The organism is Methylophilus sp. DMC14, assembly GCF_056314085.1.
This window is the reverse complement of record NZ_JBQUZA010000001.1, coordinates 70,039-82,205: the sequence shown is the minus strand read 5'-3', so window position 1 is coordinate 82,205 and position 12,167 is coordinate 70,039. Positions and strand designations below refer to the sequence as shown.

11 protein-coding genes are annotated in these 12,167 nt (G+C 52.8%); 9 read left to right on the top strand and 2 right to left on the bottom strand.

Features of this window, described 5'->3' with window-relative positions; all coding sequences use genetic code 11:
• The first annotated feature begins 124 nt into the window (after positions 1-124).
• The 5 genes from murJ (at position 125) to ACT53C_RS00375 (ending at position 6,435) form a co-directional block, all read left to right on the top strand.
• Complete coding sequence (gene murJ / locus ACT53C_RS00395; protein WP_476144288.1) at positions 125-1,669, top strand: murein biosynthesis integral membrane protein MurJ; 1,545 nt, start codon at positions 125-127, stop codon at positions 1,667-1,669.
• A complete protein-coding gene (locus ACT53C_RS00390) occupies positions 1,669-2,571 on the top strand; it encodes a bifunctional riboflavin kinase/FAD synthetase (RefSeq protein ID WP_476144286.1) in 903 nt (300 codons plus the stop codon). The genes murJ and ACT53C_RS00390 overlap by 1 nt, the downstream gene beginning before the upstream one ends.
• A gap of 83 nt (positions 2,572-2,654) precedes the next feature.
• On the top strand, positions 2,655-5,558 hold the full coding sequence (gene ileS / locus ACT53C_RS00385) for an isoleucine--tRNA ligase (protein WP_476144284.1): 2,904 nt from the start codon (positions 2,655-2,657) through the stop codon (positions 5,556-5,558).
• Positions 5,551-6,030: a signal peptidase II gene (lspA, locus tag ACT53C_RS00380; RefSeq protein WP_194748585.1), complete on the top strand. Its 480-nt coding sequence runs from the start codon at positions 5,551-5,553 to the stop codon at positions 6,028-6,030. The genes ileS and lspA overlap by 8 nt, the downstream gene beginning before the upstream one ends.
• 45 nt (positions 6,031-6,075) lie before the next feature.
• Positions 6,076-6,435: a DUF1905 domain-containing protein gene (locus tag ACT53C_RS00375; protein WP_476144282.1), complete on the top strand. Its 360-nt coding sequence runs from the start codon at positions 6,076-6,078 to the stop codon at positions 6,433-6,435.
• Positions 6,436-6,459: 24 nt separating this feature from the next.
• Here ACT53C_RS00375 and ACT53C_RS00370 read toward each other — a convergent pair whose 3' ends face one another.
• Positions 6,460-8,673 (bottom strand): putative bifunctional diguanylate cyclase/phosphodiesterase, encoded by a 2,214-nt coding sequence (locus ACT53C_RS00370; protein WP_476144280.1) that lies wholly within the window; start codon positions 8,671-8,673, stop codon positions 6,460-6,462.
• A gap of 131 nt (positions 8,674-8,804) precedes the next feature.
• Positions 8,805-9,701 carry a DUF808 domain-containing protein gene (locus tag ACT53C_RS00365; RefSeq protein ID WP_476144278.1) on the bottom strand — a complete coding sequence of 299 codons (897 nt, stop codon included), beginning with the start codon at positions 9,699-9,701 and terminating at the stop codon, positions 8,805-8,807.
• A gap of 64 nt (positions 9,702-9,765) precedes the next feature.
• On the opposite strand from ACT53C_RS00365, the gene ACT53C_RS00360 reads away from it, so the two are divergent.
• From ACT53C_RS00360 to ACT53C_RS00345, 4 genes are all read left to right on the top strand, one after another.
• Positions 9,766-10,203 carry a DUF2946 domain-containing protein gene (locus tag ACT53C_RS00360; protein ID WP_275356191.1) on the top strand — a complete coding sequence of 146 codons (438 nt, stop codon included), beginning with the start codon at positions 9,766-9,768 and terminating at the stop codon, positions 10,201-10,203.
• Between the two features lie 64 nt (positions 10,204-10,267).
• Entirely contained in the window at positions 10,268-10,516 is a 249-nt protein-coding gene (locus tag ACT53C_RS00355; RefSeq protein ID WP_194748582.1) for a helix-turn-helix domain-containing protein, read from the top strand.
• 77 nt (positions 10,517-10,593) lie between these two features.
• A complete protein-coding gene (locus ACT53C_RS00350; RefSeq protein ID WP_476144276.1) occupies positions 10,594-11,343 on the top strand; it encodes an FxDxF family PEP-CTERM protein in 750 nt (249 codons plus the stop codon).
• A 63-nt stretch (positions 11,344-11,406) separates the two neighbouring features.
• Positions 11,407-12,126, top strand: coding sequence for a PEP-CTERM sorting domain-containing protein (locus tag ACT53C_RS00345; RefSeq protein ID WP_476144274.1), 720 nt, complete (start codon positions 11,407-11,409; stop codon positions 12,124-12,126).
• Positions 12,127-12,167 lie beyond the last annotated feature (41 nt).

The window sequence follows — 12,167 nt, the reverse complement described above, 5'->3', positions numbered from 1 at the left end:
ACGCATTTTCCTCGACTGCGGATGCCTGCATGGTAAAATCGGCCAAATTTTTAATCAGTCAGCCGTTCGTTGGGAACGGCTCACGATCAAAAAATAAAACCAGGGCCTTTATTTTCCACCATTTATGAACTTGCTCAAAGCATTGGCCACCGTGGGTGGCATGACCTTTATTTCGCGCCTGCTGGGATTTGTGCGTGACACCTTGATTGCCCGTATTTTTGGCGCGGGGATGGCCACCGATGCTTTTTTTGTCGCTTTCAAGATTCCTAATCTATTACGCCGGATCTCGGGCGAAGGGGCGTTTAGCCAGGCCTTCGTGCCTATCCTTTCCGAATATCGTAAGCAACGCACGCCAGAAGCGACCCGGGCCTTGATCAACCATGTTGCCAGTTTGCTTGGCCTGTTTCTGGTCGGGATCACCATTGTGGGCATGCTGGCAGCACCGCTGATCGTGCGGCTGACCTCGCCTGGGTTTGTGAGCGACCCGGCCAAATTCGCACTCACCACGGAGCTGTTGCGCATTACCTTTCCTTATATCTTGTTTATCTCGCTGGTTTCGATGGCGGGGGGCGTGTTGAATGCCTTCAGCAAGTTTCAGGTGCCCGCATTTACGCCCGTCTGGCTCAATTTGAGTTTTATCACCGCTGCGATTTTTATTGCCCCGCATTTTCATAACTCGGTGTATGTACTGGCTTGGGCCGTGTTTGTCGGCGGGATTATTCAGTTGCTGTATCAACTGCCTTACTTGCAACAGATAGGCATGTTGCCGCGCTACGAACTGAATTTGCAAGATGAAGGCGTACGCCGCATTCTTAAGCTCATGGGGCCCGCGATTTTTGGCGTTTCTGTCGCGCAAATTTCGATTGTGTTGAATAACATTTTTGCCTCATTCATGCCCACAGGCAGTGTGTCCTGGCTGTATTACGCTGACCGCCTCATGGAGTTCCCGACCGGGGTGCTGGGCGTGGCATTGGGCACGATTTTGTTGCCCAGCTTATCCAAGGCGCATGTGGATAAATCCAGCGCCGAGTTTTCGCAATTGCTGGACTGGGGCCTGCGCCTCACCTTTATGCTGGCCATTCCGGCGGCTGTGGCGATGGCCGTGCTGTCCAAACCATTGGTGGCGAGTCTATTTTATTACGGCAAATTCACACCGGTCGATGTGGCGCAAACCGAGCGTGCCCTGATTGCGTATAGCCTGAGCCTGCTGGGCCTGATTATGGTCAAGGTACTGGCCCCTGGCTTTTATGCACGCCAAAATATCAAAACACCGGTCAAAATTGCGGTTTTTACCTTGGTGATGACCCAAATTCTCAATGTGGGCTTTTTGCTGTTTACTTCATTGCAGCATGCCGGGCTGGCGCTGGCCGTGGGCTTGGGCGCTTGCCTGAATGCAACCATGCTGTGGGTTATGTTGCAAAAAAGTGGTGCGTTCGAGCCGCAGCCAGGGTGGGGCCGCTTTCTGTTTAAGCTGCTCGTTGCGGTCACCCTGATGGCCTTGGCATTGCACGCAACAGATCGTTGGGTGGGGGATTGGTTAGCCATGCCAGCTTTGACGCGCATGCTGCATCTCGCGGGCGTGGTGGTCTTGGGTATGGCGGTTTATTTTTCAGCCTTAGGTTTGCTTGGCTTTAGGCCTCAACATTTTATGAAGCGGGTGACCAAATAATGCAAATATTTCGTCATTTTCCAGCGGCTCAAACGCCGCAGGCGATTGCCATCGGTAATTTTGATGGCATGCATTTAGGGCATCAGGCCTTGCTCAGGCAGCTGATTGCCTACACGCAAACCTACAAGATTACGCCAGCAGTCATGACTTTTGAGCCGCATCCACGTGAATTTTTTACACCACAAAACGCCCCCGCGCGTTTGGCCTCCATGCGTGAAAAGCTGGAGTATTTTGCCGAGTGTGGTGTGCAGCATGTCTATGTGCAGCGCTTTAATCAGGCGTTTGCAGGGCAGAGTCCAACCGCTTTTATGCAAGTGTTGCGTGAGCAACTCAATGCCAATGTGGTGATGGTGGGCGAGGACTTCTGTTTTGGATCCAGGCGGGCGGGCAGTGTGCAAACCCTGATTGAGCACGGGTTTAATGTGATTCCCTTACCAGAAGTGCAGCTGCAAGGTGAGCGTGTGTCGAGCACCTTGGTGCGCGATGCGCTGGCGGCTGGCGAGTTGCTCAAAGCGCAGGCCTTGCTGGGACGGCCTTACAGCATCAGTGGCAAGGTCGTCCATGGCGCCAAGCTGGGCCGGCAACTGGGGTTCCCCACTGCCAATGTCCATATGCGCCACGAACGGCCTGCACTGACAGGGGTTTATGCGGTAAAATTGAACAATTTACCGGCTGTGGCCAATTTGGGCAATCGCCCGACGCTGGAAGGCATCCCCAAGCTTAAACTCGAAGTGCATGTGTTTGATTTTAATGGTGATCTTTATGATCAGCATGTGCATGTGCAGTTTTTCCATAAACTGCGTGACGAACAAAAGTTTGCCGGACTAGATGCGTTAAAAGCGCAGATTGCGCTGGATGCCTTGCAGGCAAAGCAATATTTTACCGCCGATGAACGCGGATAAACGCCGATAGCCTTCTATATTTTGATAGAGGGTTTTATCGGCGTGCATCTGTGTTGATCGGCGGTTAACTCATGGATTTTTAAATGACCGACCAAAGCAAAGATTCAAAATATAAACTGAATTTACCTGAAACCAGCTTTCCCATGCGTGGCGATTTGTCCAAGCGCGAACCCGCCTGGTTAAAAAGCTGGCAAGAGCGCAAGGTCTACGAGCGTATCCGTGCCAAGCGCAAAGGTGCGCCAGCTTTTATCCTGCATGATGGCCCGCCCTATGCTAACGGTGATATTCATATTGGTCACGCCGTTAATAAAATCTTGAAAGACATCATTATCAAGGCCAAGACCATGAGTGGTTTTGACGCGCCTTATGTGCCAGGCTGGGATTGCCACGGCCTGCCGATTGAACTCGTTGTCGAGAAAAACCACGGCAAGAATATAGACCCGGCCAAGTTCCGTGAACTGTGCCGCGCCTATGCCGCCGAGCAGGTTGAAAAACAGAAGAAAGACTTTATTCGCCTGGGGGTGCTGGGTGATTGGGACCACCCATACCTGACCATGGCATTTAATACCGAGGCCGATATCATGCGTGCCTTGGGTGAAATCTACCAGAATGGCTATTTGTATCAAGGCTCCAAGCCCGTGCACTGGTGCGTGGACTGCGGTTCTGCGCTGGCTGAAGCCGAGGTGGAGTATGAGGACGTTAACTCACCTGCGATTGATGTGGGTTTCAAAGTGGTGGACAACGCTGCGTTAAGTAAAGCATTTGGTACAACAGTGAATGGTCATGCTTATGCCGTGATCTGGACCACGACGCCATGGACCTTACCTGCCAACCAGGCGGTGAGTGTCAATGCTGAACTCGAGTACGATTTAATCCACACCAGCAAAGGATTGTTGATCCTGGTTCGTGAATTGGCTGAAAAGACCTTGGCTAGGTATGCAGAGGAAAATAGTTCTGTGTTAGCCAGTTGCAAAGGTGAAGCTTTGCGTGGGTTGTTGCTACAGCATCCATTCGACAACCGCCAGGTGCCGGTGATCACCGGTGACCACGTGACGACTGATGCAGGTACCGGTTTGGTCCACACGGCAGCTGCACACGGTAACGATGACTGGCTGGTCATGCGTGCTAATTTCCCTAACGAGAAACCACGTGTACTCATTGGTGGCGATGGCAAATTCTTTAGCAGCGAACTGGTTGAGTTGGCCGAGATCCGTGGCTTAAGCCGCCAGGATGCGAATAAAGTGATTCTGGCTAAATTGCAGGAAAACGGCGTGCTGTTTGCCTCTGCCCGTTTGAACCACAGCTTTCCACATTGCTGGCGTCATAAAACGCCACTGATGCAATTGGCAACGCATCAGTGGTTTATCGGTATGAATTTAGTTGGGGAGCCTGAGCGGCTCGATCAAGAGCAATATGGATTCAACCTTGCTTCAGGCGAGGTGGGTTTAAAGGCAGTTGCAAAGCGGGCCGTAGATGCGACCCAATTCTTCCCGAGCTGGGGCCGTGCCCGTCTGGAAGCGATGATTAAAAATCGCCCTGACTGGTGTGTGTCACGCCAGCGTAACTGGGGCGTGCCTATGCCGTTCTTTGTGCATAAAGAAAGCGGTGAGCCACACCCACAGACCATGCAATTGCTGGAAACAGTGTGCAAACAGGTTGAGCAGCAGGGCATTGAAGCCTGGTTCAGCCTGGATGGCGATACTTTCCTCGCGCAGCATGCGCCTGAAAATGCCGAGCAATACAAAAAAGTCACGGATACGCTGGACGTGTGGTTTGATTCTGGTGCCACGCATTATGCGGTGGTTCGCTCGGCACATCATGCTAGCCTGTCAGCGGCAGCTAACCTGCGTGAAGTTGAACACCAGCCCGTGGCTGACTTGTATCTGGAAGGCTCTGACCAACACCGCGGCTGGTTCCAGTCCAGCTTGCTGACTGGGTGCGCCATTGATGGCAACGCGCCTTACAAGGCTCTGCTCACGCATGGTTTTGTGGTGGATGGTGCAGGCCACAAAATGAGTAAATCCAAAGGCAACGTGGTGGCGCCGCAAAAGGTCATGGACACCTATGGCGCAGATATTCTGCGCTTGTGGGTGGCCTCGACAGACTATTCTGGTGAGTTGACCATCAGTGACGAGATCCTCAAGCGCGTGGCCGATGGCTATCGCCGTATCCGTAATACCTTGCGCTTCTTGCTCTCTAACCTGGCTGACTTTGATGCCAGCAAAAACTTGTTGCCCGTTGATCAGTGGCTGGAAATTGACCGTTACGCACTGCATCTGACCCATCAATTGCAAACGGGTATTCTGGCCGATTACGATAAATACGAATTCCACCTGGCGGTACAGAAATTTGTGAGTTTCTGTTCTGAAGACTTGGGCGGTTTCTACCTCGATATCCTCAAAGACCGTTTGTACACCAGCGGTGAAACTTCGCATGCGCGCCGCGCAGCACAAAGTGCCTTGCATCACATCACGCATGCCATGATGCGCTTGATGGCGCCAATCTTGAGCTTTACTGCTGATGAAATTTGGCAGACCTTAGGGCTGGATGCTGTGGCAACCGTATTTGAAGAAGACTGGTATGCATTGCCAGCCCATGGCTTGAGTGACACGCAATTACAGCACTGGCAAACTGTTATTGCCTTGCGTGCACAAGCTGCCAAGGAGATTGAAGTGTTGCGTGGCGAAGGCAAGGTGGGTTCTTCATTGCAAGCCGAGCTCGAGTTTCATGTTGCCAGCGAGGCATTTGAAGCCCTGAGCAGCCTGCAGGATGACTTGCGCTTTGTCATGATCACCTCCAGTGCGACCACCTATAAAGTGGCCGATGCGTCAGCGCAGAAAATCCTGGTAAAGCCGAGCGCACACCAGAAGTGCGACCGCTGCTGGCATTACCGTGCGGATGTCGGCATTGATCTCGCACACCCGACCCTCTGCGGCCGTTGTGTAAGCAACCTGTTTGGCAAAGGTGAAGTGCGCAACTATGCCTAATGTTCGCTCGGCTCTGCCATGGCTGGTGTTAAGCGCCATTGTCATCGCGCTTGATCTCTACACCAAGCATCTGATTCAGCGCATGTTTGTCTATGGCGAGCATTTGCCCGTCACCGGTTTTTTTGATCTGGTGCGTTACCACAACACCGGCGCAGCCTTTAGCTTTTTGGCCAATGCCGGTGGCTGGCAGCATGGCTTTTTTACGGCGGTCTCGACGCTAGCTTCTGCCGTGATGGTGTATTTGCTGGTCAAACATCCGCAGAAAAAGTTATTCTGTTTGGGGCTGGCGCTGGTGTTGGGCGGCGCCTTGGGCAATCTCTATGATCGCCTCACGCTCGGCTATGTGGTGGACTTTTTGCTGTTTTATTATCAGCAATGGGCCTGGCCTGCGTTTAATGTGGCAGACAGTGCCATTTGCGTCGGTGTGGGCATGTTGATGCTGGATAGTTTTAAACAACCCACGGCCTCCTGAAACCGCGTTCTGCAGTCTAGTGAACGCGGGTTCTGGTGACTTGCGATGAGTGAGGTGGTGATGGATGGACTGGAATATACGTTTACTGATGTGATCAGGCTTTGGCAAGGCAGCAAAAGCACCTGGCATTACGTCAGCTTGCCGCCAGACATCTCTGACGAAATTCATACCCTTAGCCAATACCATCAAACCAAACGCCGCGGCTGGGGGGCGGTCAAGGTCACTGCGAGTATCACTTCCAACCGCGCCCCATCTATTCCAGCCTCAGCCTTGACGTGGCAAACCTCGATTTTTCCGGCATTTGATCACAAGCGCTATGCCTTGTTTTTAAAGGCAGAAATTCGCAAGCAGGCGAGTGTGCGGGAAGGCGATGCCGTGACTATACAGCTCAAACTGCAGTTTTAAGCCTTAGGCTGGCAGCGTCAAAGATTAAGCGCTCAGCGTTTGTGTCTTGGCAGCAACTAACAGGGGCGGAATGCCTTGGATATCCATCGGACGGCCCAGCAGAAAGCCCTGGATGCAATCGCAGCCGATCTTGCGCAGAAACTCAAGCTGCGCTTCGGTTTCAATGCCTTCTACCACAACGGACAAGCCCAGAATGCCGGCTGTTTTGATAATGGTGCTGACAATTTCGCTGTCGGCGCTGCTTTCTGGCACATCAATCATAAAGGCACGGTCAATTTTGAGTTCATCCAGGGGCAGGTGTTTGAGTTTAAACAGCGATGAGTTGCCTACACCAAAATCATCGAGCGACAGGCGCACGCCAATAGCCTTGAATTGTTTTAAGGTTTCCAGCGCCTGTTCTTCATGTTCAAAGACGGCACTTTCGGTGATTTCCAGGGTCAGCAAGCGGGCCGGCAGGTGATAGCGTTGTAGTTGCCCGGCAATGCGGAGTGGCAAGCTATGGTCACGGAATTGCCGCGGGGAAATGTTAATTGAAAGGCCCACCTCATGACCACTGTCTTTAACCAGCTTGGCCCAATGCTTGAATGCTTCTGCAATAATCCATTCGCCCATGGGTAAAATCAGGCCAGACTGTTCGGCGTAGGGGATAAATTCAGCCGGGGAGACCACCTCTCCCTTGTTGGTTTTCCAGCGGATGAGCGCCTCAATATTGCAGATGACCGGTTGTTGTTTGCCCAGGCTGAAAATCGGTTGAAACTGCAAAAAGAATTCTTGTTTTTTGATGGCTTTGCGCAGTTGCACGTCGAGCTTGAAGCGGTTTTGAGCCAGCCGGGTATGTTCTTTGCAATAGAATAAATACGGATGTTGGGTGCCGTGCTTTGCATGCGCAAGTGCGGTGTTGGCATTGCGTGCCAGCTGCTCTGCATCTTCTGCATCACGCGGAAACAGGCTGATGCCGATATAGGCATCCAGAATCAATTCATGTCCTTCAATCAGCACGGGCTTATGCACAATTCTGCATAAATTATTTGCCAGATGAACCAGTTCGGCATCGGTTTTCCGCGAGGTAATCAGGGCAAATTTGTCGCCATGCACACGGCCTAACTCGCCGGATTCATGCGTGATATATTGCAGGCGCTGGGCGATCTCCAGTAAGTACAAGTCGCCGGTATGGTGGCCGAAGCTGTCGTTAATGCTTTGAAAGTGCTTTAAATCAATCATGAGCAGGGCGACGGTGTCGCTGGCATCGGCTGCCGTGATGATGGCATGCTCGAGCAGCGTGTGTATGGCCAGCCGGTTGGGAAGCCGCGTGAGCGGGTCGTTGCGCGACAACTGCTGGAACTGGCGTTCTTTTTCGGCCAGCAGATTTTCGGCGAGTAGCAGTTTTTCACTCTCACGCAGCAAGATACTTTGCCGCAGGGCCGAGAACACCAGGATCATCATGACTGAGCCGATAGCAATGTAATAGGCATAGGGGTGCGGGCCGCTTTGCCACCAGATGAGTGCCAGTGTACACATGCTAAAAATAAAGGTAATGGCAGGAATCAAGCCGCGAACGCGTCTGCATTGCCTGTGATAAGACACGCGCTTGGCAATGCGGACTTGCCAGCCATACAGCCCGCTGCCGATCAACAGGTCTGCCGCTGAAAAACCGTAATTGGTCCACAGGCTAGTTTGAGGCACGTGGTTGAGTGCGTTCAGGTTCCATTGCATCCAGCATGCGCCCAGCAAGGTCAACCCCGCGCTGAGCATAAGCCAGGGCATCATCCATGCCGGTCGCAGGTATGGGATCAATAGCAGGGAAACCAGCGCAGCACTGAGTAAACTGGCAGGGTAGGCACTGAGCACGGCCAGCTGTAGCGGGCTGACTTCGGACGATTGTGGCAAATATAAAATTAGGATGTAGCTGAGAACAGCAATGCTGAATGAAATGGTGTCAATCGAGAATGCCCAGGTTTTGGCCGCAGAAAGCTGGCTACGTAAGGCGGTGATAAAGCCGATGATCAGGCATACGCCCATGAGGGGGTAAAAAATATCGGACTGGGCGGGGAAATTGGTTTGTTTTGTGAGGACTTCAAATATCCATAGCACGCCGCCGGTAAAATAGGCCAAGGTACCAAATACAAACCAGCGTTTACAGGGGCGGTGTGAGAGATGGCTGCGGTAATAACCCAGTAGCGCCAGAATCAGGCAGGCCGCATTGGTGATAAACCAGTGCACATTATCCAGCCATAACATTTGAGCGGGTGTTGCTTGCAAAGAACCGAGCAAGCAAGCAACGGAAACCGATAAAGCAACCACTATTACTTTGCGCGAAAGTATCATGAAGCCCCCTTTTTAGGTAATTCTAACAAGGGCTTAGAAAAAAACTAGTGTTTCTTTCTAAATATCATCGCGATATGGATTAAGACGTAGCAGATAGCGCCCGCCAATATGCCGATCAAGGCGTTCCACAACAGCGCCCACTGTGGAGATTGCTCAATTAGCGCATGCAAGGGCGGGATGCCATGGGCGAGAATGCCGCCGCCGACCAGAAACATGGCCGCGGTGCCGACGATGCTGAGCAAGCGCATCAGGTAGGGGACCGTTTGCACCATGCCCCAACCTGTTTTGCGTGCGGCAGAGGCCAGAAGATGATGACCGCTTCGTTGCATCAGCCATAAGCCGATATCATCCATTTTGACGATCAAAGCGACCAGGCCATACACCCCCAGTGTCATGACGACGGCAATGAGGGAGAGCACCAGAATACGCTGCGTGATGGCTGCATCGGCGACAACGCCCAAGGCAATCACAATAATTTCGGCGGACAGAATGAAGTCCGTCCGTACGGCGCCTTTGATTTTTTCCTGCTCCAGAGCGACCAGGTCTGTCTCAGGTTGCTGCATGGCGGCGTGGATCGCTTGGTCACTGGTGTCCGAGTGCTTGTCATGGTGCAGCTTGTGCCAGACTTTCTCAAACCCTTCAAAGCACAGAAAGACCCCTCCCAGCATCAACAAGGGCGTAATCAGCCAAGGTAAAAACGCACTGATCAACAGCGCTGCGGGCACCAGAATCAGTTTGTTCAGCAGCGATCCGCGCGCCACTGCCCACACCACTGGCAGCTCTCTCTTGGCGGCAATCCCTGTGACTTGCTGGGCATTGAGCGCAAGGTCATCGCCCAGTACCCCCGCTGTTTTTTTGGCCGCGAGCTGGCTCATGACGGAAACGTCATCCAGCATGGTGGTAATGTCATCCAGTAGTGCCAGCAGGCTGGGAGTGGCCATGGTTTGTCCTGTGTCAATGAAGAGGCTATTGTTTATTTTAAAGGATTGCCGTTAAAATGGCGGCATGGTGACGCGCAAATTTCAACGTTGGATGGCACGCATGGCCTTGATGGCAATCATGCTGGCTGCGCTCGTGCCGACGTTGAGCCTCGCGTTTCCCATGCAAGCAGGCAAAAGCTTTATTCAGGAGGTGTGTTCCTCGCAGGGCAGTAAACTGGTCATTCAGGTGATCACCACGCAAGGAAAATTGCGCGCTACCCTGATTGACTATCAGCCTTCACAAAAACCGGTTTCACTGGGGCATCATCTCAATCATTGTCCGTTCTGCCATATGGCGATGGATGATGTGGTATTGCCCCAGCCCAATCCGGCTTACATTCTGTTTCAACAAGCCCAGGCCGAGATTGCTTTAAGCAGCTATCAGGCCCCTGTTGTCGCAAGTGTTTACTCCACCGCGCACCCCACGCGCGCACCCCCACTGACTCCACCTTACTCAATCTAGTGCCGTCTGTTGTGTAGACGGTTTATGGGTATGCCTGTGATGCAGGCACATATGGAGTCATGACATGATCGTCATCAACCTTCAGGCAATGATATTTGCCAAACAGGTGGAGTGGAAACGCCACATCACCCTCAAAGAAATCGCTGAGTCTACCGGCATCAGCCGCATGACCTTGCATCGCATGGTCAAAAATCCTTCTTACAACGCATGCACCGAGCATCTGGGCAAACTTTGCTCTTATTTCGCTTGTGACATCAGCGCGCTTATCCGCTGGCAACCCGATCGGGATGCCAGGCAAGTCTTCGCCGCCTGATGTGTGATGCTCACCCTGCTGGTAGCTGACCAGTAGGGGGCATGCCGTTTACAAAAAATATTTCTGAGGAAAAGTCTATGAAAAAAACCTTCTTGGCCCTGGCCTTGCTGGGACTCACTCAACCTGCCTGGGCGCATTTAAGTTATACCGGGCGTGACTTTGGCACATTCTCTGGCCTGGTGAATGCCAGCAATAGCATTACCACCACGGTCAATACCAACTATGGCTGGGCCGGCGCCGCTGACGGCAATCTGGGCGATAGCCATATCGGCCGCGCTTTCCGCTTCACCCTCCAAAACAATGCCTGGGTGGATTTCAGCGTCGATGCAACCTCTGCCGATCTGTTACCTGCTTTCTCTATATACGGTGGACTGGCGGCAGTCAGAACCGGTGGCGCTTTTCCAGGCACGCAAACCAGTGCCGATTACGATAGTGCCAACGCTTCTATCGTCTGGCGCTACAGCTGGGCGCAAGCCAACCTGGGCTCCAACAAGTCGTATACCGACACCGATGGCAGCTGGAATGCATTGGGCAACTGGAAAATGGGCGGTGACGGCGATGCGATTGGCATCGACAGCGAACTGAGCAGCTTTATCTACAAGGGCTCTGCGACCACAGCGACCGATGTGGTCACCGGCAAGTTTCTGCTGGGGGCAGGGGATTACACCATCATGATTGGCGGTAACAACGCCGCAAACCAGCTGGCGACTAGTTTTGGCTACACCGCCTCACTGAATGTCAGCGCAGTCCCAGAGCCGGAAAACATGGCCCTGTTGCTGGCAGGTCTGGCCTTGGTTGGCTGGCAGGTGCGCCGTCGTAGCAAATAACCCCACAACATGAATCGTTGGTGAGCGTGCTTAACGCCCTCACCAACATGATAGGAGAAGATAATGAACGTATTGAAAAAAACATTGGCAATCGCTGCCATGACCTTGGCAACCAGCCCAGCATTTGCGGCGCTTGCAACCTATAACGTGACCACCAAGTTTATCGAGCCAGATACTGACCCGGCCAATACCTGGTTTGTGGGGACATTCACTTTTGATACTGTCAGCAAGACGGTTTCTGGTTTGCAGGGCTGGCTCAGTGAATCCATGACCGGCATGGTGGATTACAACCCCGCCACGGGCATCAATGGCTCAGACGACATGAGTTGGGTGCATTTGACTCACCAGCTGGATGCGACTTATGACGCTGCGCTGGGCGGGTTTCTTGTTACCACCTTTCTTAACTCAACCACCAGCACGTTTACCAGCGGCGATGGATGGACTCCTGGCGTGGGAATGACCAGAAATAATGGTAGCAACAATGCTTATGCCAGAGTGTTTGTGAACACGACTGATCCATTGGCCGCGCTGACTTCTGCGCAAATCAACAAGCTGGCCTATGCCGATTGCACAGCGGGCGGCATGATGGGGCCGACCTGTATGACGGGGACTACAGTGGCTGGCTATGGGCGTGTTGGGACCATGAGTGGTTATCCCGTTTCGCAAAGCGTTAGCTTGCTGTCTGTGACGGTGCCTGTGCCTGAGGCTGATCGCTCTGCAATGATGGTATTAGGACTTGGCCTGTTGGCTTGGGCTCAACGTCAACAGCGTCGTTCGATGTAAGCAACATGTGGCGAGCAGGCATGCTCGCCACGTTTAAAGAC